Raw genomic sequence first — 21351 nt, 5'->3', positions numbered from 1 at the left:
GGGTCGGGCCTCCCTCCGCGGTACCCCTACGGGGTGCTCTCCTTCCTACGCTGCCACGGGCGGCACAGTCCCAGGAAGCTCACGAGCGCCAAAACGGCGCAGGACAGCTGGACGAGGGCCATCGGTACGGCGGTCCGCTCCCCCGCGACGCCCACCAGCGGGGAGGCCACCGAGCCCAGGAGGAACGTCGAGGTGCCCAGCAGCGCCGAGGCGGAACCGGCCGCGTGCGGGGTGCGCAGCAGGGCCAGGGTGTTGGTGCTCGGCATGATCAGGCCCATGGAGGCCATCAGGACGAAGAGGCCGGCGGCCATGGGGACCAGCCCGACGTGCCCGAAGAGGCCGGAGCCCATCAGCAGCAGCGCGGTGGCCGCCAGCGCGGTCACGGCCAGGCCGGTGCCCAGCACCTTGTCCAGGCCGACCCGGCCGACCAGCACCTTGCCGTTGAGCTGGCCGACCGCGACCAGGCCGACGGAGTTGATGCCGAAGAGCAGGCTGAAGACCTGCGGGGAGGCGCCGTAGATCTCCTGGATGACGAACGGGGAGGCCGAGATGTAGGCGAAGAGGGCGGCGAAGGCGAACGCGCCGACGAGGAGGTAGCCGGAGAAGACCCGGTCGGCGAGCAGTTCGCGCATGGTGCGCAGCGCCTCGCCCAGGCCGCCGGGGTGCCGCCGCGCGGGCGGCAGGGTCTCGTCCAGGGTGCGCCAGACCAGGGCGGTGAGGGCCACGCCGACGGCGGTCAGCACGACGAACACGCCCCGCCAGTCGGTGATCTGGAGGATCTGGCCGCCGATGAGCGGGGCGACGACCGGGGCCACGCCGGAGATCAGCATGAGCGTGGAGAAGAAGCGGGCCATCGCGACGCCGTCGTAGAGGTCGCGCACCACCGCCCGGGCGATGACGATGCCGGCGGCGCCCGCCAGGCCCTGCAGCAGGCGGAAGGCGATGAGGACTTCGGCGTCGGTGGCGAGCGCGCACAGGGCGGTGGCCAGGACGTAGATCACCATGCCGGCCAGCAGCGGACGGCGGCGCCCCCACTTGTCGCTCATCGGCCCGACGATCATCTGGCCCAGTGCCATCCCGGCCAGGCAGGTGGTCAGGGTCAGCTGGACGGTGGCCGCCGGGCTGTGCAGTACGGCGGTGACCTGCGGCAGGGCCGGCAGGTACATGTCCATGGAGAGCGGCGGGACGGCCGTGAGGCCACCGAGGACGAGGGTGACCAGGAGGCCGGTGCGGCGGGACGACGGCCCTGCGCCGGGTGCGGCCGGTGCACCCGGTGCCGCGTCCCGCCCGGGTATCTCGGGCAGGTCCGCGTTGTCGGCGGCGCGGGTCCCGGGCTCCGTCATGAGCGTCTCCATGGGTCGGTGATGGCTGCACCATGGTGTCATGCACGGGGCGGTTTCCAGCCGTTCCCCGAGCCCTCCATTGGACCTAGGACATACGTCCCGCCGGGCCCGGTCCCCAGGTCCCGGCGGGGGGGACGGCCCCTGGATCAGGCGGGCTTGAGGCCCGGGTCGCCGGCCTCGGTGACGAAGGAGGCGGCGGTGCGCACCGGCGCCCCGGGGGTGGTGACGGCGGACACCGTGCGGTAGTCGCCGCGGGCGGTCGTCCCGTCCAGGGTGACGGTCAGATAGCCGCGGCGGCCGTTGTAGAACTTCATGTGCGGGTTGGCGGCGAGGTAGGTCTCCCAGTTGGCGGGCTTGTCCGCGCCGTTCTTCCCGCTGCTGATCGAGGTGGTGACGAACTCCACGCCCGCGGTGCGCGAGCCGGGGTCCGTGAAGTCCCGCTTGATGTCGAAGCCGTAGTGCACGTGCACATCGCCGGTCAGCACCACGAGGTTGTCCACACCGGCGGCCTCCGCGCCCGCCAGGACCCGCTCGCGGGAGGCCGGGTAGCCGTCCCAGGCGTCCATGCTGACCTGGTAGCCGGGGTTGTTCTCCACCTCGTGGTCGTCCCAGGTGACGATGAAGGGGTGCGCGGCGTGCGCGGCCTGGAGGTCCGGGTCGGACTTGTAGAGGGCGTAGCGCAGCCGGTAGTCGTCCAGCGTGACCGTCTCGCGGTTGAACAGCGCGGGCAGCGTGCGGTCGGTGTGGTTGCGGGCACCGCCGTGCGCGCCGACCGGGTACTCGTAGAGGTAGTCGCCGAGGTGGAAGACGACGTCGAGGTCCTCCTGCGCCAGGTGCCGGTACGCCGTGAAGTAGCCGTCGTGGTACGCCTGGCAGGAGACCGCGGCGAGCTTCAGCTCGGAGAGATGGGCGGAGCGGGCGGGCGCGGTGCGGGTGCGGCCGACGGGGCTGATCCAGCTGCCGGCGCGGAAGCGGTAGTGGTAGACGCGGTCGGGGGCGAGACCGGTGGGCTCGATGTGCACGGAGTGGTTGAACTCCGGGTGCGCCTCGGCGCGGCCCCGGCCGGCCAGCCGCGTGAAGTGCTCGTCGTAGGCGACTTCCCAGCGGACGGTGACTCTGGCGTCCGGCATGCCGTTGCCCGGCTCGTACGGGCGCGGCGCGAGACGGGTCCACAGCACCACCGAGCCGGAGGGGGGTGCCCCCTGCTCCTCAAGAGCTTGGGGGAGGGTCGCCGGAGGCGACGCCGAGGGTGAAGGGGTTCTCGGTGATCTTGCGGGCGTCGATCTCGGCGGCGTGCGCGGCGCCCGCGCCCGGGAGGTTGGTCGCGAAGGCGAGCGCGGCGGCGGCCCCGGTGGCGGTGAGGAACCGCCGGCGGCCGACGTGCGCGGCGCCTGCCTGCGGGGGGCGCACCGCGTGCGCGAGGTGCGCGGCGGCTGCCCGGATCTCCTGCTCGTACGCTGCGGTCTGCGGCATCTGGCCCTCCCCTGGCGGCGGTTGTCCCCAAGGATTGGAGGGGTACGGGACGGCGCGGCGCTGTCCCGGGTACGACGCGTGCGTGACCGCGGGATGATGCTTGGACCCGCATCGGACGCGCCCGGACAATCGCGGCACCGGGCCCGGCTCCGTAGGATCCGGCCCATGACTGAACTGATGGGGCGCGACGGCACCTGGAGCTTCGACGGGGAAGGCGTGCGCATCGTGCCCGGGCGGGAGCGCGGGGTGCACAAACTCCGCCAGGACCTGGGCGAGTTCACGGTGCCGCTGACCGCGCTGGCCGGCATCGCCCACGAACCGGCCCGCAAGGGCGGCCGGTTACGCCTGCGGCTGCGCGACGGCGCCGACCCGCTCCTGCTGGTCACCGGCGGCAGCCTGCCGGACGACGCGAACCCGTACCAGGTGGCGGTGGACACCGCGCGGGTCGACGTCGCCGCGTACTTCGTCGACGCGGTGCGGCAGGCCCTGTTGCTGGAGCAGATACCGGACGGGCCCTGCGACCGCTATCTGCTGCCCGGCCCGGCCGTACCGCTGACCGCCGCCGGGGTCGACGGGGTGGCCGCCTTCGACGGCGAACGGGTGTCGCTGGAGTGACGCTGGAACACCGGCGAGATCAAGCGGAATCACGGCCCCCGGGAGTTCGCGCTGGCCGATCTGGCCGCGGTGGAGTGGCGGGCCGCCAAGGGCCTGGAGTCCGGCTACCTCCGCTTCCGTACGCGCCACACCGCCGACCGTCCCCGGCCCGAGCACGACCCCAACTCCATCGAACTGTGGGGCTTCAAGAAGGAGAGCGGCACCACCGCGCTGCTGGCGGCCGCGGTGACGGCGCGGCTGCCGCACCCGGCCGCCGGGACGACGACCGCGGACGCCCCGGCCGCCCCCGCACCGCCCGCGGACCCCGGGGCACTCCCCGCCGCCGGGCCGGATGCCGCCCCCGTCGAGGACCACGACGCCCTGCTGCGCCGGCTGCGCGAACTGGGCACGCTGCACCGTGAGGGCATCCTGACCGAGGACGAGTTCACCGCCACCAAGGCCGCCGTCCTGCGGCGCTTCGAGGCCCCCTGACGGTGCGTCGGACCGGCCCCGGCAGGTCCGATCCGCGAGACGCGCCCCGGCCGCCCGGTCTGCTCCGGGTGCGGCGTTTACGCTGCCGCCATGGCACAGAACACAGAGCGGGCACGGGCGGCACAGGCATCCCCGACGGCGCGGGCCGGGCAGGTGGGCGGGGCCGCGACCGCGACCCGGCCGACGCTGCCGGCTCCCGCGTCCCGGGCCGGGCAGAGCGCGCAGACGGCCGCGGCGCCGCAGGAGGCCCGGCAGGGCGGGGCGGCGCCCCGCAAGGTGGCCCTGGTCACCGGCGCCGGTTCCGGCATCGGACGGGCGGTGGCCCGGGCCCTGGCCGAGGCCGGCTGGACGCTGGCGCTGGCCGGCCGGCGCGCCGAGGCGCTGGCGGAGACCTCCCGCCTGATGGGCCTCACCCGCCCCGACAGCCCCGCGGTGCTGACGGTGCCGACCGATGTGACCCGCCCCGAGCAGGTCGACGCGCTCTTCGCCGCCGTGCGGGACCGCTTCGGCCGGCTCGACGTGCTGTTCAACAACGCCGGCACGTTCGGCAAGGCGGGGCCGCTGGAGGAGTTGGGCCACGAGGACTGGCGCGCGGTGGTGGACGTGAACCTCACCGGTGCGTTCCTGTGCGCCCAGGCGGCGTTCCGCGTCATGAAGGACCAGGACCCGCAGGGCGGACGGATCATCAACAACGGGTCGATCTCCGCACACGCGCCGCGGCCGCACTCCATCGCGTACACCGCCACCAAGCACGCGGTGACCGGCCTGACCAAGTCGCTGTCCCTGGACGGCCGTCCGTACCGGATCGCCTGCGGCCAGATCGACATCGGCAACGCGGCGACCGAGATGACCGGCCGGATGCAGAGCGGGATCCTGCAGGCGAACGGGCAGATGGCGAGCGAGCCGGTGATGGACGCCGCCGATGTCGCGCGCACGGTCGTCCACATGGCCGAGCTGCCGCTGGAGGCCAATGTGCAGTTCGCGACCGTGCTGGCGACGAACATGCCGTACATCGGCCGGGGTTGACCTCGACAGGGGCTCCCGGGCCACCGATCCCGGTACGCCCCCTGCCCTCCTGCCGCTTCCGGTGGCACCCTTGCCTCGGATCCGCACCACTCGTCTGCCGGGCCGCGGTCGCGCGGCCCCGTCCCCCGCGGCCGCGTGCGCCATGCCGCGCGCGGCCCCCGCAGAAGGAGTTACGCGTGAGACGAACCGCTCGTGGCATATCCGCCGTTGACGGCACGGCGAAGGCGCGCACCGGGGCCGGGTCCCGGGCCGCCCTCGGCACCCTGACGGCCGCCGGCACCCTGCTCGCCCTGCTGCTCCCCACCGGCCCGGCCGGCGCCGCCGCCCCGCACGGCGGGCACCGCTCCCCCGCCCCGCGCGCCGCCCTCGACGCCTTCTGGACCGCGGACCGGATGCGGGCCGCCACCCCGCTGGACCTCGCCGCCCCGGCGAACGGGCCCGGCGCGTCCGCCGCTCGTCGCGCCGGCGGCGCGGTCCCGCACGGCGCCCCGCTGACGGTGCCGCCCACCCTCCCGCGGCTCCCCCGGCTCCCGGACATACCCGCGCCGGCCGCGCCGTCGGCCGGCGTCCTCCCGCAGGCCGGCGGGCCCTGGACCGGCCAGGGCGCGGTCACCACGACCACCGGGCGGGTGTTCTTCACCTATCAGGGCCGCACCGCCTCCTGCTCGGGCGACGCGGTGACCAGCGGCAACAAGAGCACGGTGCTCACCGCGGGGCACTGCGTGAAGCTGCAGGGCGCCTGGCACACCAACTGGGTCTTCGTTCCCGGCTACCACGACGGCCAGGCCCCGTACGGCAAGTGGGCGGCCTCCTCCACGCTGTCCACCCCGCAGTGGACGGCGAGCGAGGACATCAACTACGACGTGGGCGCGGCGGTCGTCGCCCCGCTCGACGGCAAGAAGCTCACCGACGTCGTCGGCGGCCAGGGGCTGTCCTTCAACTCCGGCTACAACAAGGCCATGTACGCCTTCGGTTTCCCCGCCGCGGCGCCGTACGACGGCACCAAGCTGATCTACTGCAGCGGCACCACCCTCAAGGACCCGCTGTTCTCCAACGACCACGGCCTGGCCTGCAACATGACCGGCGGCTCCAGCGGCGGCCCGTGGTTCACCTCGTTCGACGAGAAGACCGGCACCGGGCTGCAGTCCTCGGTCAACAGCTTCGGCTACCAGTTCCTCCCGAACACGATGTTCGGGCCGTACTTCGGCGAGGACGCCAAGGCCCTGTACGACAAGGCCCAGGCGTCCTGACGCGGGCGGACGAGCCGCCGGTCACGGCCGGGCCGCACCGAAGTCGTCGTAGCCCGCCCCGGCCAGCGCGGACGCCACGACGGCGATCGCCACCAGCGCGCCGAACACCAGGAACGGCTGGAGGTGCGGGGCGAGCCGGGGCCGGCGCCGGGGTCCCCGGCGGCCGCTCCCCAGCGCGCGGCCGATCCGCCGCTTCCAGTACACCAATCGGTAGTAGTGCTTGAGCACGCCGCCCCCACCCGTACGCCCATGCGAAGGAAATCCACCTGAGGGTACTGGGCGCCGGGTGGGGGCCCGGCCCGGGGACGGGCCTCAGCGGGAGGTCAACTCCCGCAGCGACGCGAGCAGTTCGACACCGTCCGGGACTCCCAGGCCGGTGCAGGCGTCCCAGCCAGGCGCGGCCCGGAAGGCGCCGTTGCTGCCGTCGTTGATCTCCCGGAAACCCCGCGAGGTGTGGCCGGGCGTCACGCCGGAGTACAGCAGCGGGTGGAGCATGCCGAGCGGACGGCCGAGCGCCTCCACCAGCCGGCAGGTCAGCGCCGCCCAGAGGGGCGCGACCGCGCTGGTGCCGCCGACGACCGTGCGCCGCCCGTTGACCAGCACCTCGTAGCCGGTGGCCGGGTCGGCGACGCCCGAGACGTCCGGCACGCCGCGCCCGGGGCCGCTGCCGTTGTGCGGGACACCGGCCGCGTTCTGCCAGACCGGGAGGCCGAAGGCCATGCTGACGCCGCCGCCGGTGGCGCCGCCGCCGTTGCCACCGCCCCACACCCGTTCACTGCGCACCTCACCGGTGGCGGGGTCGGCGTCCAGTCTGGTGCCGCCGCAGGCCAGGGCGTGCGGGCTGGACGCCGGGAAGTCGGTGTGCGCCCGGCCGTCGTGGACGCCGTCGTCGCTGCCGTCGTCCCCGGCCGCCACGCAGACCGTCACACCGAGCGCCGCGGCGTCGGCCAGCGCCTCGTCGAACACGGCACGGGCCTGCTCGGTCCAGTGGATCTCCGCCGAGCCCCAGCTGATGCTCAGCGCGGCGGGCGTGGGGGTGTCGTGCACGGCCTTGCTCACCGCGGCGACGAAGCCCTGGTCGGTGTTGGGGGCGAAGTACACCTTCTGCTGGGCGCCGGGCGCCAGCGCGCCGAGGACCTCGATGTCCAGCAGCACCTCGTCGTCCGCGTCCTCGCCGGGGTGGTTGCGGCCGGTCCCGACGTTCACCGGGGTCACCCGCGGCGTCGGCACACCGAGGGACCGGAAGTACGTGTCGAGTTCCTCCTGGTGGTAGCCGCCGCCGAGTTCGAGCAGGGCCACGACCTGGCCGCTGCCGTCGGTCCCGGGCGGGAAGTGGTACACGTTCGCGAGTTCGTTCGGCTTGTAGGAGATCTGGCGGGCCTCGGCCTGGGCGCGCCGCAGATGGGGGCGGGCCTGCGGCCGGTCGTCCAGGCCGAGCACCGCCACGATCAGGCCGTCCAGCTCCGCGGGCACCTCCAGCGCGCCCTCGCGGTGCCGGTGTTCGACGGGTGCGCCGCCGAACGGGTCGGGGCTGGCCGCCCGGGAGAGTTCGGTGCGGAACGCCGCGGTCATCTGCTCCGCGGTGCCCGCCACCCGCATCTGCCGGGACGCCAGGTCGACGTCGGTCACCCGCACGCCGAAGCGACCCTCCAGGACGTCGCGCACGCGGTCGGCGTCGGCCGGCTCGGCGCCGTACCGCTCCGCCAGCTCGGGCTGCGGGATGGTCTCGGGCCCGGTCACCAGCTCGTGGGGCACCTCCGCGCGGCGCCGCAGCACGATGGTGGCCTCGACGGGCGCCGACGCGGGGAGGGGGCCGCCGGTGCGCGCCTGGGGCGCCGCCGAGCGTTCACTGCCAGGAATGGGGACAAATTGCTCATTCATAGCACAAAGTATCGGCCCGGTAACGCTCCGCCCGCATGTCGAGGCCGCCAGTGCGGGCCCGGCCGGGCGTAGAGCCTCGCCCTCGCCGGGAGCCGGACCGTCGGCAACGGGGTCTCCTGCTCCCCTATCGGCGTCAGGCGCCGGGCCGGTCCCGGCAGGAGAGCGCGTCGATGGTCTCCTCGCGCGGCCGGTAGTCGGTCTCCCAGGTGGGGTCGGCCTTCGGGATGGACCACAGCGAGGTCGAGAAGTCGTGGCTCCAGGTGTTGCTGCCGACGTACTCGCGCAGCGCGTCGCGCAGCCGCAGACAGTCCTTGCGGTGCCCCTTGTTCATGGCGATGCCGTAGTGGTTGGCGGAGCCGTAGGTGATGTCGGGGACGACCCGCAGGTCGGGGTTCTCCTGGGTGAAGCCGTACAGGATCATCTGGTCGGTGGAGACCGCGTCGGCGACCTTCTTGACCTTGAGATCAGCCAGGCAGCTGGAGGCGTCGGGCCGCTCGTATACCGCGATCCGGTTGTACTGCGGGCCCTCCAGCGTGGTCGCCGAGGTGGTCCCCGGCCAGGTGCAGACGCGCTTGCCGTAGAGGTCGTCCGGTTTGCGGATCCGGTGGTCGTTCCGGCGCACCAGGATGCCCTGGTACGTCGAGGCGTACGGGCCCGCGAAGTCCAGCTCCTTCATCCGGTCGACGGTGATCGAGAACGTCGCCACGACCAGGTCCTTCTTCTTCCCGGTGAGGACCGCGCTGCGGTCCTCGGACGGCACGATCCCGAAGTCCGGCTCGGCACCGACGGACGCGAGGATCTGCCGCGCGACGGTGATGTCGAACCCGGAGAACTTGTAGGTGTGGACCACGCCCGTCCCCGGCTGGTCGTTCTTCGCGCCGACCGAGACCTTGCCGGACGCGAAGAGCGACGGCGGCTCCGCCGTGCCGCAGGCGGCGGCCGACGCGGCGAGCGTGGCCAGCGCCGCGGCCACGAGCGCGCGGCGCGGGCGGGCACGGCGCCTCCTGCGCGAGGTGCGTGCGGCTCCTGTGATCATCTCTCCCCCGTTCCCGCCGGCTGCCCGGCGTCCTGCTTCCGGTTATCTGTCGTGCAGCACCGCGCCCGTCGCCCGTACGTCCATCCGGCAGCCCCGGGCGGTGTGCAGCACCACCCCGATGCGTACGGCGCCGGCCCGCGCCCCGAGCGAGAAGTCGGCGGTGCCGCCGGGGCGGACCTCCGTGGGCTGGGCGGCGCCGGAGGTGAGCAGCGAGAGGGTGGCGCGGGTGTCCGGCAGGCAGGTCGGGCCGGCCGGGTCGTGGTCGGCGATGGCCAGCGTCAGCCGCAGGGCGTCGCGCGGTTCCGCGAGGGCGGGCGCGTCGAGACGGAGGGTGAGCGTGCGGTGGGCCCCGTCGTCCAGCGGCTGCCGGCCCTCGCTCCGCACCTGCCCGGTGACATCGATCTCGCCGTGCGCCACGACCTGTTGGAACGTCAGCCAGCCGCCGACCGTCGCCAGCACGGAGACCAGCGACAGGACACCGACCACCAGGGCGTCACGGGGGCGCCGGTCGAGGACCCGGGCGGCGGCCGCGAGCAGCGAGAGGCCGGTGAGGACGCCCCACAGGACGTACTGCCGGGCCGGCCCGTCCGGCCACCGCGCCCCGGCGGCCACGACGGCGGCGCAGGCCAGCAGCAGCGGCAACCAGCGCGCGCTGGGGTGCAGCACCCAACGGATGATCACGTTCCGGATGTCGTTGGCCGCGATGGAGTGATCGCCGTGCGTCGTCGGGCTGTTGTGGACGTCGCCGCCCCCGCCTGCGCGGCTCATGCCCCGCCCTGCCCGCCCGACCCGCCCATGTGGATGTCGCCGTGGATCTCGACGGCCGCGATGGAGCCCTGCCCGGTCGCGGTCGGCGTGTTGTGGACGGTGGACCCGCCCGCGAACGAGGCGAGCCGGGTGACCTGGTCCAGGAGGTGCGGTGCGTCCCGCCTGGCTGCGGGCGCCCGCAGCCAGGACGTCACCGCGGCGGACAGCACCTGCCGCTCCTGGTCGGTGAGGGACGCGAGCAGCCCGTCGAGGGCATCCGCGCGGTCGGCGTCGAGGAGCGGCTGACCGGCACCGCCGTCGAGACCGCCGTCGGCGTCGTCCCCGCGGCGCAGCAGCCGCCGGAAGAAACCCTCGCCGGCGGTCACGGTGCGCTCGGCGATCCGCTGCTGGGCAGCGGTGACGACGGACGTGCCCAGGCTGTTCGCGGCCAGCGCGAGATAGGGCGCGATCTCCGCGGAAACGGTCGCCAGGTCGGACATCCGGCCTCCCCCTCATGGTCACGGGCATAACGCCGCAACACCCTTACAGGAAAGGCGTGTTACCCATGTTGAGGGTGAATCACGCCCATACCAATGGGGGGTTTCGGGCCGGTTTTCCCACCAGCGGTCCGAGAGGCGCACGGTGCACCGCCCACCCCGCCCCCACCTCGCGAAAAGGCCCCGCCCGCCCCTACGGCGAGGGGCGACGCGAGGCCGGGAAAGGTGCGACCGACTACGACAGGCTCGCACCCGGCAGCGGAAGCACGCCCGGGCCGCCGGCCGGCAGCCCGCCTTCGGCACCCGGCTCCGCCGCCTCCCCCAGGATCTCCGCGGCCGAGCCCGCACCCTGTCCGACGGCGGGTGCGGCCGCACCCGTGGCCGCCCCGGCAACCGGCGCCGCGGCTCCCACCGCACCACCGGCCGTCTCCGCCACCGCCCCCGTCGCCCGGCCGGCCGTCTCCGCGGCGCCCCCCGCCGCCTCGCCCGCGCCACCGGTGTCGACGGCCGACAGCCCGCCCACGTCCGGCGCCTTCGGCAGCTCCACGGCCTGGGCGGCACCGACCGACCCCATCAGGGCGGCTGCGGCGGTAGCGGCCGCCGTGAGGACTCGTCGCATCAAGACTCCTTAAGAAGGTGCGGACATGAGCTTTTACGATGAGAACGACATCCCCCACGCAGGGACACGCCCCGCTCCGGGCGCCCCCGCCACCGGCCCCGGGAGGCGTCACCGGGGCCGGCCTGCCGTTCGGCGGGGCCTACGGCTCAGGAGATCAGCTCGATGTCGTGGAAGCGCATGACTCCGAACCAGGCACTGGTCTCCTCCCTCATGACGCGTTCGGTCTCGATCACGACCTCGCGGATCCGCTCCAGGGTGCGGGCCTCCTGCAACGTCGTTTCGAGGTCCGCCAGCAGCTGGGCCATCCGTCGGTAGCGCTGGCAGTGCTGCCGGAACTGCGCCTGGGTCCGGATCCCGTGGACGGCGGCGCCGAGGGTCGGCATGCCGATCGACAGCACGATGAGGAGCAGCCCCCAGGCCGAGTCGCGGTCCGCGTCCTGACCGGTGCCCACCATGTGCAGGACGGCGGCGACCAGGGTGATGCCGAAGATGATGCTGGTGACGAGATAGAGCCGGGTTTCCCAAGCCCCCTGCCGCCGAGCGGCCCTTCGGTGATAGTCGATCTGGGAGCGGATCCAGTACCGGCTCAGGTACTGCTTGAGCGGGGCAACGTCCGACGGCGCCAACCGCACGGCCGGACGGCAGGCGACCACCTCCATCACGGCACGTCGGACCCATGCCTCCGACGGGTCGAAGAACTGGCTGCCGCTGCCGGGGCGCACCCGGTGGCTCCGGGTTCCGCAGAGCGCGAAGAAGTACTCGGACCGCAAGCGCTCGGCCAGGAACCGGTACGAGATCCAGCGGTCGAGCACCCGGCGTCGGTGGTTCACGGCCGGCAGGACGAGCAGGAAGGCGAGCAGCACCACCTCCACCGCGGTGATCCAGTCGTGCCTGGGCAGGAAGGTGACCTGGGTGGCGACGGCGACCACGGCTGCCGCCGCCATCAGGAAGATCGCCGCGCTCATCAGGCGGAACTGCCGGTGCAGGCGGGATGCCAGGGTGTCCGCCCGGACGAAGGAGGGGACGATCCAGTCCGCCACGACCTCGTGGGCGTGCGCGACAGCGGCCGACCGGTCACCGGGCCCGGGCCTGAGGCGGTCCCGCTCGGCGCTCACCCGGCGCGCGAAGTCCCCCACCCTCATCGCGTTGTACCGGCGGAACTCGAACGCGGCCGCTCTCATGCCGCGGGCACGGACGTCGTCCAGCCGGTACTCCGGTCCCGGATCACCCGCCGTCCGGATCCACGCCAGTGGGACACCCCGGTCCTCGGCGTAGCGCACGACGGTCGCGGTGCCGCCCCGGCCCCGGGCGGGGCGGCCGTCCCAGAAGGCCACCACCACGTCGGACCGGTCCACGATCCGACGGCCGGCCCGCTCGTACGCCTCCTCCCTCGACGCGCTCGGAGGTGCCTGCCAGGTGGCCGCCGACCGGCCGAGGAGGGCGCGGAAGGCGGCCCTGGACTCCGCGCTGCCGAAATCGCGCAGGTAGTCCTCCGGGGGCAGCGGCAGCACCGCCTCCAGCGTGGCTCCGGGCCTGGTCAGCAGTTCGCGGGCGGCCAGGCGGTCGGCGCCCTCCGCGAGCGCGGAGAGGACGCGCAGCGGCGGCAGCGGCGCCTTGGCGCCGAGCAGGCGTGCGACCAGCCCGCGGACCGCCTCGTGGATCGCCGGCAGGAGGTCGTCGGGGTGGTCGAGCCGGCGGTGACCGGTCACGCCCACGCGGAGGACGAAGGGCAACCGCCCCTCACCGGCGGTGATGCGTGCGGCGGCCGGCGACTCCGGGTTCACGGCCGGCCCCGCGAACCGCCGTGCGGTACCGGCTTCTTGACCTCCAGCTCCTGCCTTTCCCTGAGTTCCTGCAAGACCTCGCTCATCTGGTGCACCCACCTGGCGCGTTCACCGTGCAGGACCGCCTCCGTCTTCATGACCAGCGCGAGGAGGGAGCCCTCGCCCTGCTCCTCGGGGCTGCGCGCCTCCCAGCCCTGTTGCAGCACCTCCAGATCGCCGGCCGCCCGGTTGTACGCCATGATGATGTTGTCGGCCTGGAGGTAGCCCAGGGCAGCCAGGGCAGCGGTCGACAGGCCGGTGGTGAACCCGATCCAGGGGTCGACCCCGACGGACGCGAGAAGCGTTCCCGCCGCGCCGGCAGAGATCGCCAGCGCTTCCAGCAGACTCCGCACACGGTGCAGATGCCGGACGCGGGAGTGGTAGTAGGCCACTTGACCCTTCAGCCGGAGCTCGACGTAGCGTGCGGCGGTCAGGGGGCTCAGGCCGTCGTCGGTGTTCCCGCCGCCGCGCACCGGAGGCGGCAGCGGACCGTCGTACGGGGTGAGGGGAGCCGTGGCCGCGTTGGTCCTGACGAGCCTGCCTTCGATGGCGGCGAGTCTCCTGAGCAGTTGGCGGCCCCGGTCGCCGGACGGGTTTCCGCCGCCCTGCGGGGAGTTGTCGGCGTCCTCCAGCGTCCGGTGGAGGTATATCTCGGCCTTCACCTCCTCCGCCGCGGCGCGGAGGGCGATCCAGCGCGGTCCGCGGGCGTGCCGGCTGGACCAGGCGATGAGGACCGAGACGACCGCCGGTGCCGCGACCACGACCCAGTGCAGCCTCCTGCCGCCGATCTCCGCGTCGATCAGCGCGATGAGCGTGGCGAAGACACCGAGGGCCAGGATCAGCGCCTGCAGGCGCTGGAAGGCCCGGCGCAGGCGGGAGGCGAGGTAGTCGTACGTGGCGAACGTCTGCCAGGCCGCCTTGAGCAGCGGCGCGTCCTGCAGTTCCCAGGCGAGGCGCCGGGCGAGTGCGCGGGGGTCGTGCTCGGAGAGGACGCGCAGGTCGCCGTGGTGGACGATTTCCTCCGTCTCTGCCGCTGCCGTCCCGTCCGGTACCGGGCGCGGCGGGCCCGGTCGGCGAGGCCGGTGCAGCGGGTGACGGTGCCGGCCCGTCCGGCGGCCTGGCTGCCGGTGCTCGGCGAGGTGCCCGGCCAGCCCACCGGACCAGCCGAGGACGAAGACCGGTACCCCGCGGCGCACCGCCGTCAGCAGTTCCGCCCGGGCGACCGCCCCGCCGCCCGCCAGGACCATCACCACCGGCGCTCCCGCTGCCAGGGAGGTGGCCACCACCGGCTTCCACGCGGCCGCTTCCCGGCTGTCCGCGCCGTCGAGCACGAGGACATGTGAACGGCCCGGCCCGGGCCCCGCACCGTCCTCTCCGGATCCTCCCCCGTCTGCCCGGCACCCCGCCCGCACCCCGAGCACGACCCGTGGCGGCCTCGATTCCCCGGTGCGGGCGGCGGCCAGGGCAGCAGCGGTCACGGAACCGGCGGCGTCGTCGACCAGAGCCGCTCCGCTCGCTTCCACGGCCTGTAAGACGGCTCCGCCCAGAGCTGCCGCCGACTGTCCCGTCACCCCCGAACGGGGTTCGTCCGCTCCGCCGCTCACCAGGAGAACCGGGAGGTTCCCGGGCGGCGGGGGCAGGCCCAGAGGGGACAACACGTCTGCGGGGTCACCGGGGTGGTCGACGGCGACGACGGCTCCGACGTCGCCGTGCGGCCGGCCTCCCGGGGTCTTCCCGTTGTCGGAGCCGAAGGTCATTCGGGTCACCTCGGAGAACTTCCGGAGTCCGGCGCCTGCCGCCCCTCCCAGGATCTCCGACCGCTCCGCCTTCCGCATCAGCGCCTCACGCCGCACCCGAAGGTGACCGGATGACCGCGGCGCGCTGCCGCACCGTCCCCGTGCCGGTCCGCGGGCGCGGGGCTAACCTGAAATCGAAGGGAGCGTTGGGCGCACTTGATGGGGATGCCCATGACAGCGACAACGCCAGAGGCAGCGCCGAGCGGACGTCGCCTTTTCGTCTCGTACGCACGCCCCGACAGCGAAGCCGTACAGAATCTGGTGGAGGTGCTCCGAGCACTGCACCACGTCCCCTGGGTGGACCGCGAACTCGAATCCGAGGGCGGAAAGCCGTGGTGGGACCGGATTCTCGCGGAGATCGAGGCATGCGACGGCATCGTCGTGGTGCTTTCCCCCCAGCTCTTCGACTCGGTGCCCGCCGAGCGGGAACGCGAGTACGCGGACGCACTCGGCAAGCCACCGCTGCCCGTCATGGTCGAAGCCGTCACGCCCGACATCCTGCCGAGCGAGCTCAGTTCGCGGCAGTTCGTCGACTTCACCCGGGGCGGCCCGTTGGCCGGTGCCATGCTCGCCAGCGCCGTCGCGGGCCTTCCCCCTGCCCCGCCGCTGCCCGATCCGATGCCCAAACGCCCGGACGTGCCCTCCAGTTACCTGGGCGACCTGCGAAAACGGGTGCGGGCACCGGCGCTCTCGCTGGAGGAGCAGATCCATCTGATCACCGAGCTGCGTCTCCGCCTCGACCTCGAAAGAGAGCGGCAAGCCGTCGTGACGCTGCTGCGGGAACTGCAACAGCGCCGCGACCTCTGCCATGCCACCTGGCAACTGCTCGACCCCTTGCTGAAGGACGTACGGGGGGAGTCCTCGGAAGCGACGCCGCCCGGCGACGAGGGCCCCGCCGAGGCGGGCCCGGTATCCGGCTCCGCCACGCCGCAGGGCCCCGATGAGGGGCCGACGTGGCAGGGCCGGACGCCGCCGCCCGGCTGGTACCCGGACCCGTCCAGACGCCACCAGCTGCGGTGGTTCTGGAACGGCTGCTGGACCCGGCAGGCATCCGACCACGGCAAGGTCGTCGACGATCCGAATTTCTGAGCACGACCCCCGAACGATGGGACAACCGCCATGACCGCGCCAGGACCCTCAGCCGGGGCCGGAAGCGGCTCCACCGGCCCTTCCGGCAACCGGAACTACCCCCCGCCCAACGTGCCCCCGGTGCGCCAGACGCCTCCCCCCTCGGCGCACGTCAGGGGAGGGCCGAGCACCACCGTGGCCAAACCCCCCACCTACTGGCCGCTGTCGATCGTCGTCTTCCTGCTGTTCTGGCTCCTCTTCGGAGCGATCGCGATGTACTACTCGGCGCAGGTCAACACGCGGTGGCGGTACGGAGACGTGGACGGCGCGAACCAGGCGTCGAGGTCCGCCCGCATCATCAACCTGATCGGCATCGGCGTCGGCATCCTGTTCTGGATTTTCGTGATCAAGGCAGGCTGATGACGGCACCCTGACCGCTCAGGGGCTCCAGGACGGCGGACGAGTCGGCCTGTACGCCGGGTTCTGTCACCCCCGGTCCTTGCGGGCCGGGGGGAGACGGCCATCCATCTAGGGCTGCCGTTGCCGGCAGCCTCGTGCGGTCTACCCGCGGACTCGGGCGGGCAGCCCTCGATCGTCCGCGCAGGGGCATCAGGGATGCCCCCTCTTGACCTTGCTCCAGGTGGGGTTTACCGAGCCCTCCGAGTCACCTCGGAGGCTGGTGGTCTCTTACACCACCGTTTCACCCTTACCGGAGGCCGAAGCCTCCGGCGGTCTGCTTTCTGTGGCACTGTCCCGCGGGTCACCCCGGGTGGGTGTTACCCACCACCTTGCCCTGTGGAGCCCGGACGTTCCTCGGGGAGATCGTCATGATCCCCACGCGGCCGTCCGGCCGGCTCGTCCGCCGTGGCCCCATCGTACCCGGCACCCGACCGGCACTTGACCTTGCCGCAGCGGCAACGTTTCTACTGGCCGCATGAGAATCGGTGAGCTCGCGGGCCTGGTCGGCGTCACCACCCGCGCCGTACGCCACTACCACCACGTCGGACTGCTGCCCGAGCCGGAACGCCGCGCCAACGGCTACCGGGAGTACGGGCTGCGGGACGCGGTCGCGCTGGCGCGGCTGCGCCGGCTGACGGAGCTGGGGCTCGGGCTGGAGGAGGTGCGGGACGTGCTCGCCGACGACTCCGGGCGTGAGCTGCACGAGGTGCTGGCCGAGCTGGACGCGGACCTGGCGCGCCAGGAGGAGGGGATCCGGGCGCGGCGGGCCCGGCTGGCCGTGCTGCGCCGTCAGGCGGAGGAGCACGGCGGGCTGCCCGCGGAGGGGCCCGTGTCGGACGAACTCGCGGCGGTGTTCCGGGAGATGGCCCGTACGTCGGCGACGCGGCCCGGCCCCGAGCCCGCCATGGCGGCGCAGGAACGGGAGATGCTGGCGCTGCTGGAGTCGACGGGCGACGAGGCGGGCGGGCGGATGACGGAGCTGCTCGGGGATCTCGCCTCGGCCCCGGGGGCGATGGAGCGGGCGTACGAGGTGTACGGGCTGCTGGACGCGCTGGCCGAGGCCGCGCCGGACGACCCACGGGTGCCACGGGCCGCGCAGGCGCTCGCCGACTGCATCCCGGACTCGGTCGTCGCCGAACTCGGCGGGGAGCACTGGGCACGGGCGGCCGACGCCGGCCGGGAGGCGGACGGGGGATTCATGGCGGCGTACTACGCGCACTTCGCGCCGGCGCAGGCCGAGGCGCTGCGCCGGGCGATCGAGCTGGTCGCGGAGCGTGCGCGGTGAGCCGCGGGGGCGGGGCGCTGCGCCGGCTGGCGGTGCACGAGGGCCGGTGGATGGCGAGCCTGGCGCGGTGGGTGACGCGGCGGCGGGACGGGACGGCGCCGGGCGAGCGGGCCCTGCCGTACGCGGCGGCGCAGGCGGCGCTGGTGTACGGGCTGGCGTTCGTGTGCGCGGTGGAGACGGTGGGGCTGCATGTGCTGCTCGGCGGGCTTCCGGTGGCGCGGACGGTGCTGCTCCTCGTCGACGTCTACGCGGTGCTGATGGTGCTGGGCTTCCAGGCGGTGGCGGTCACCCGGCCGCATGTGCTGGGCGCGGACGAGTTGCGGCTGCGGGAGGGGGGCCGGACGGAGGTGCGGATACCGGTGGAGCGGATCGTCTCCGTCCGCTACGACCTGCGGTTCACCAGGGAGCAGGCGAAAGGGCGGGGTGCGGACACGGGCGGGGTGGCGGAGCTGGCGGTCGGCGGGCAGACGTCGGTGACCGTCGAACTGGCCGGTCCGGTCGAGGTGGTGCGGCTGCTGGGGCGGTGCGAGCGGGTGCGTACGGTGCGCTTCCACGCCGATGACGCGCGGGGCGCGGTGGCCGCCGTACGGGCCCGGATGCGGGAGCGGGAGCAGGAGGGGGAAGGGGAAGGGGAGCGGGAGCGGACGGTGTCGGAGGGCCCCGGGCGAGGCGTGGTCAGGCCGGGGTGAAGCGGACCGCGGCGCGGCCCGGCTCGGCCTCGGCGAGGCGGACCTGGATGTGGTGGCCCAGGGGCAGCGCGGGGCCCTCCGGAGCGGTCTCGACCGGCCCGATGACGGCCGGGTCGTGGAGGTGGACGGTCCCGTGGGTGGGGTCCTTGTCCTGGATGTCGACGACCAGGGCCTCGAAGGTCTCACCGACCCGGTCGCGCAGCAGCGCCGCCTCGACGAGGTCGACGCAGGCCCGCTCGACCTGGTTGGCGCGCTGGGTGCCGGCCTCCATCTCGCGGGGCAGGGCCGGCAGGGCCCGGCGGACCCAGGCGGGCGGCGCCGCGCCCGCCGAGGCGGCCAGGCACAGCTCGGAGGTGTAGCGGTCCACGAGCCGCCGCAGCGGCGCGGTGACGTGCGTGTACGGCGCGGCGACCGCGGCGTGCAACGCGTCGGCGGGTGGTGGCGCGCTGCCGTCGAAGACGGTGTAGCCGGCGCCGCGCAGCAGGGCGGTGCACTCCTGCAGGAACGCCGCGTGGTCGGCGCGGTCCGGGTCGAGGGTGCGGATCAGCGCGGAGTACGAGGTGTGGTGCGGCCAGTCGATGTCCAGGGCGCGGGCGGTCAGCCGCAGCCGGGCGACCGAGCCGTCGGGGGCGGACGGCAGGGTACGCAGGACGCCGGTGCCGGAGGCCAGCATCAGCTCCGCCGCGGCCATGCCGGTGAGCAGGGAGATCTGCGCGTTCCAGCCGTAGGCCGGGAGCGGGGCGCGGTAGGCGAGGGTGTAGCGGCCGTCGCGCTCGACGATCTCCTGCTCGGGGACCTGGAGCGAGATCGCGCCCCGGGCGACCTCCTGCTCCTCGCGCAGCAGCCCGATCTCGCGGAGCAGGGCCAGCGGCTCCTCGGCCGTGTCGTCGTCGAGGACCCGCTGCACGCCCGCGTAGTCGAGCTTGGCGCGCGAGCGGACCAGGGCGCGGCGCACGGAGGTGCTGGTCAGGGCGCCCTCCGCGTCGAGGTCGAGCTGCCACAGGACGGCCGGGCGGTCCCGGTCGGGCAGCAGGCTCGCGGCGCCCTCGCTCAGCACGGACGGGTGCAGCGGGACCCGCTCGTCGGGGAAGTAGAGCGTCGTCACGCGGTGGTGCGCCTCGGCGTCCAGCGCGCCGCCGGGCGTCACGAAGGAGGCGATGTCGGCGATGGCGTAGTGGACGCGGTAGCCGCCCCCGGGGCGCCGCGACAGGAAGAGCGCCTGGTCGAGGTCCAGCGCCCCGGGCGGGTCGATGGTGAAGAGGGGGAGGTCGGTGGCGTCCTCCAGGGTGTGCTCGGTCGACACCGCGCCACCGGCGGCCGGGATCCGCGGGGCGCGCGCGGCGCTCTCCGCCTCGGCCTGCGCCGTGGGCGGGAAGTGGTGCGGGATCTCCAGCGTGCCGCGCAGCTCATGCAGCGCGGCACGCAGCGGGGCATCGGCTGCGTCGGTCACATGCATATGGAGACGGGGCATGAAACCGAGCGTATGACCGGTTGGCGCCTACGGCTCGGCGGGTGGGCGGTCAAGCAGCGCCCCGGGCGCCTACGGCTCGGTGGGTGGGGGTTGCGCGGCGCCCCCGGCGCCCACGGCTCGGTGGGTGGGGTCCGGGGGCCGGGCAGGGGCCACGGGGGGCCGGCCGAGGTCATACGCTTTTGCGGGGCCGCATCCCCGCCCGTACCGCCGTGAAGGAGAACACCGTGCTCGTGCTGTTGCCGCCGTCCGAAGGGAAGGCCGCGGAAGGGGCCGGAGCGCCGCTGGAGCTCGGCGGGCTGTCGCTGCCGGGGCTGACCGCGGCGCGCCGGACGGTGCTGGAGGAGCTGGTCGAGCTGTGCGCGGCGGACGGGACCAAGGCCCAGGAGGTGCTCGGGCTCAGCGACGGTCTCCGGGGCGAGATCGCCAAGAACGCGGGGCTGCGGACCGCCGCGACCCGGCCGGCCGGTGAGATCTACACCGGGGTGCTCTACGACGCGCTCGGCCTGGCCTCCCTGGACGCCGGGGCCCGCACGCTCGCCGAGCGGTCGCTGCTGGTCTTCTCGGGCCTGTGGGGCGCCGTACGGATCGGCGACCGGATCCCCTCGTACCGCTGCTCGATGGGGGTGAAGCTGCCCGGGCTCGGCGCGCTGGGCGCGTACTGGCGGGCGCCGATGGCGGAGGTGCTGCCGGCGGCGGCCGGCGACGGGCTGGTGCTGGACCTGCGCTCGGCGGCGTACGCCACGGCGTGGAAGCCGAAGGGCGAGGTCGCCGGGCGGACCGCGACGGTGCGGGTGCTGCAGTCGAAGATCGTGGACGGGGTGGAGAAGCGGTCGGTGGTCAGCCACTTCAACAAGGCGACCAAGGGGCGGATGGTGCGGGACCTGCTGTCGGCGGGACTGACACCGGCGGGTCCGGCGGAGCTGGTGGAGGCGCTGCGCGGGCTGGGGTACGCGGTGGAGGCACAGGCCCCGGCGAAGGGCGGCAAGCCGTGGGCGCTGGATGTGATCGTGACCGAGCTGTAGAGGGACCCCACGAGGGCGTTGCAGCATGCGCAACGGGCGTTGCGCAGAGTGGCACGAGGGCGCACGATGGGCGGCGTGACTAGCGCCGCCTCCTCCCCCGTGCCCGCTTCCGCCGAGCCCTCCGTCCTCGGGCTCGCCCCCGTCATCCCGGTCGTCGTCCTGGACGACGCGGCCGACGCCGTACCGCTCGCCCGGGCGCTGGTCGCCGGCGGGCTGCCGGCGATCGAGGTGACGCTGCGGACGCCCGCCGCGCCGGCCGCGATCCGGGCGATCGCCGAGGAGGTCCCGGAGGCGGTGGTCGGGGCGGGCACCGTCCTCACCCCCGAGCACGTCGACGCGGCCGGTGCGGCCGGCGCGCGGTTCCTGGTGAGCCCCGGCTGGTCACCGCGGCTGCTGCGCGCGATGCGGGTGTGCGGCCTGCCGTTCCTGCCGGGCGTCTCGACGGCCTCGGAGGTGGTGACGCTGCTGGACGAGGGCGTCACCGAGCTGAAGTTCTTCCCGGCGGAGGCGGCGGGCGGCACGGCCTATCTGAAGTCGCTGGCGGCGCCGCTGCCGCAGGCCCGTTTCTGCCCGACCGGCGGGATCGGCCTGGCGTCCGCGCCCGCGTACCTGGCGCTGCCGAACGTGGCCTGCGTGGGCGGGACGTGGATGCTGCCGGCCGACGCGCTGGCCGCCAAGGACTGGGACCGGGTGCGCCGGCTCGCCGAGGAGGCGGCGGCGCTGGGGAGCTGACGGCACGTGGACGCCGGCCCGGAGGGGCCCCCTCCGGGCTCCGCCCGC

Annotated in this window: 18 protein-coding genes, 1 other RNA gene and 2 pseudogenes; 9 read left to right on the top strand and 12 right to left on the bottom strand. The window is 74.1% G+C overall.

Translation table 11 applies throughout. The features are described from left to right. Nucleotides 1-26 precede the first annotated feature (26 nt). Entirely contained in the window at nucleotides 27-1343 is a 1317-nt protein-coding gene (locus tag SL103_RS07820) for a multidrug effflux MFS transporter (protein WP_069568013.1), read from the bottom strand. 146 nt (nucleotides 1344-1489) lie between these two features. Next, nucleotides 1490-2816: pseudogene (locus SL103_RS07815) on the bottom strand (alkaline phosphatase D family protein). A 165-nt stretch (nucleotides 2817-2981) separates the two neighbouring features. Between SL103_RS07815 and SL103_RS07810 the strand changes: the two are divergent. The 3 genes and pseudogenes from SL103_RS07810 (at nucleotide 2982) to SL103_RS07800 (ending at nucleotide 6178) form a co-directional block, all read left to right on the top strand. After that, nucleotides 2982-3902 (top strand): annotated as a pseudogene (locus SL103_RS07810) (DUF4429 domain-containing protein). A 90-nt stretch (nucleotides 3903-3992) separates the two neighbouring features. Then, nucleotides 3993-4928: an SDR family oxidoreductase gene (locus SL103_RS07805; RefSeq protein ID WP_079145623.1), complete on the top strand. Its 936-nt coding sequence runs from the start codon at nucleotides 3993-3995 to the stop codon at nucleotides 4926-4928. Between the two features lie 176 nt (nucleotides 4929-5104). Continuing rightward, complete coding sequence (locus tag SL103_RS07800) at nucleotides 5105-6178, top strand: trypsin-like serine peptidase (protein ID WP_432215343.1); 1074 nt, start codon at nucleotides 5105-5107, stop codon at nucleotides 6176-6178. Between the two features lie 21 nt (nucleotides 6179-6199). On the opposite strand, the gene SL103_RS07795 is transcribed toward SL103_RS07800, so the two are convergent. The 8 genes from SL103_RS07795 to SL103_RS07760 all read right to left on the bottom strand — a co-directional run bounded on the left by SL103_RS07795 (nucleotide 6200) and on the right by SL103_RS07760 (nucleotide 14538). Continuing rightward, nucleotides 6200-6406 carry a hypothetical protein gene (locus SL103_RS07795; protein WP_069568012.1) on the bottom strand — a complete coding sequence of 69 codons (207 nt, stop codon included), beginning with the start codon at nucleotides 6404-6406 and terminating at the stop codon, nucleotides 6200-6202. An 84-nt stretch (nucleotides 6407-6490) separates the two neighbouring features. Then, nucleotides 6491-8059, bottom strand: coding sequence for a S53 family peptidase (locus tag SL103_RS07790; protein WP_069568011.1), 1569 nt, complete (start codon nucleotides 8057-8059; stop codon nucleotides 6491-6493). Between the two features lie 133 nt (nucleotides 8060-8192). After that, complete coding sequence (locus SL103_RS07785; RefSeq protein WP_079145622.1) at nucleotides 8193-9095, bottom strand: transporter substrate-binding domain-containing protein; 903 nt, start codon at nucleotides 9093-9095, stop codon at nucleotides 8193-8195. Between the two features lie 42 nt (nucleotides 9096-9137). Beyond that, nucleotides 9138-9863: a hypothetical protein gene (locus SL103_RS07780; RefSeq protein WP_069568009.1), complete on the bottom strand. Its 726-nt coding sequence runs from the start codon at nucleotides 9861-9863 to the stop codon at nucleotides 9138-9140. Then, nucleotides 9860-10342, bottom strand: a complete 483-nt coding sequence (locus SL103_RS07775) for a hypothetical protein (RefSeq protein WP_069568008.1) — start codon at nucleotides 10340-10342, stop codon at nucleotides 9860-9862. The genes SL103_RS07780 and SL103_RS07775 overlap by 4 nt, the downstream gene beginning before the upstream one ends. A 232-nt stretch (nucleotides 10343-10574) precedes the next feature. Further along, on the bottom strand, nucleotides 10575-10958 hold the full coding sequence (locus SL103_RS07770; RefSeq protein ID WP_069568007.1) for a hypothetical protein: 384 nt from the start codon (nucleotides 10956-10958) through the stop codon (nucleotides 10575-10577). Nucleotides 10959-11104: 146 nt separating this feature from the next. Beyond that, nucleotides 11105-12742 (bottom strand): DUF4231 domain-containing protein, encoded by a 1638-nt coding sequence (locus SL103_RS07765; RefSeq protein ID WP_069568006.1) that lies wholly within the window; start codon nucleotides 12740-12742, stop codon nucleotides 11105-11107. Further along, nucleotides 12739-14538, bottom strand: a complete 1800-nt coding sequence (locus SL103_RS07760) for a DUF4231 domain-containing protein (protein WP_164492770.1) — start codon at nucleotides 14536-14538, stop codon at nucleotides 12739-12741. Before SL103_RS07760 ends, SL103_RS07765 begins: the two co-directional genes overlap by 4 nt. A gap of 198 nt (nucleotides 14539-14736) precedes the next feature. Between SL103_RS07760 and SL103_RS07755 the strand changes: the two genes are divergently transcribed. After that, entirely contained in the window at nucleotides 14737-15666 is a 930-nt protein-coding gene (locus tag SL103_RS07755) for a TIR domain-containing protein (protein ID WP_079145621.1), read from the top strand. A 174-nt stretch (nucleotides 15667-15840) separates the two neighbouring features. Beyond that, nucleotides 15841-16065 (top strand): CD225/dispanin family protein, encoded by a 225-nt coding sequence (locus SL103_RS37690; RefSeq protein WP_069568003.1) that lies wholly within the window; start codon nucleotides 15841-15843, stop codon nucleotides 16063-16065. 36 nt (nucleotides 16066-16101) lie between these two features. On the opposite strand, the gene rnpB is transcribed toward SL103_RS37690, so the two are convergent. Next, nucleotides 16102-16503, bottom strand: an RNA gene (gene rnpB / locus SL103_RS07745) — RNase P RNA component class A. A 76-nt stretch (nucleotides 16504-16579) separates the two neighbouring features. Between rnpB and SL103_RS07740 the strand changes: the two genes are divergently transcribed. Both SL103_RS07740 and SL103_RS07735 read left to right on the top strand, forming a co-directional pair. Then, complete coding sequence (locus SL103_RS07740; RefSeq protein WP_069568002.1) at nucleotides 16580-17389, top strand: MerR family transcriptional regulator; 810 nt, start codon at nucleotides 16580-16582, stop codon at nucleotides 17387-17389. Beyond that, nucleotides 17386-18078, top strand: a complete 693-nt coding sequence (locus SL103_RS07735) for a hypothetical protein (RefSeq protein WP_069568001.1) — start codon at nucleotides 17386-17388, stop codon at nucleotides 18076-18078. Before SL103_RS07740 ends, SL103_RS07735 begins: the two co-directional genes overlap by 4 nt. Here the strand turns inward: SL103_RS07735 and SL103_RS07730 are convergent. Then, nucleotides 18065-19549 carry an RNB domain-containing ribonuclease gene (locus SL103_RS07730; protein WP_069568000.1) on the bottom strand — a complete coding sequence of 495 codons (1485 nt, stop codon included), beginning with the start codon at nucleotides 19547-19549 and terminating at the stop codon, nucleotides 18065-18067. The genes SL103_RS07735 and SL103_RS07730 overlap by 14 nt on opposite strands. 224 nt (nucleotides 19550-19773) lie before the next feature. Between SL103_RS07730 and yaaA the strand changes: the two genes are divergently transcribed. Together yaaA and eda are read left to right on the top strand one after the other, a co-directional pair. Further along, nucleotides 19774-20571: a peroxide stress protein YaaA gene (gene yaaA, locus SL103_RS07725; protein ID WP_069573512.1), complete on the top strand. Its 798-nt coding sequence runs from the start codon at nucleotides 19774-19776 to the stop codon at nucleotides 20569-20571. Nucleotides 20572-20637: 66 nt separating this feature from the next. Next, nucleotides 20638-21303 carry a bifunctional 4-hydroxy-2-oxoglutarate aldolase/2-dehydro-3-deoxy-phosphogluconate aldolase gene (eda, locus tag SL103_RS07720; protein WP_069567999.1) on the top strand — a complete coding sequence of 222 codons (666 nt, stop codon included), beginning with the start codon at nucleotides 20638-20640 and terminating at the stop codon, nucleotides 21301-21303. Nucleotides 21304-21351: the final 48 nt, after the last annotated feature.

The sequence above is a fragment of the Streptomyces lydicus genome, from assembly GCF_001729485.1.
Lineage (GTDB): Bacteria > Actinomycetota > Actinomycetes > Streptomycetales > Streptomycetaceae > Streptomyces > Streptomyces lydicus_D.
This window is presented reverse-complemented; position numbering and strand designations above follow the sequence as displayed.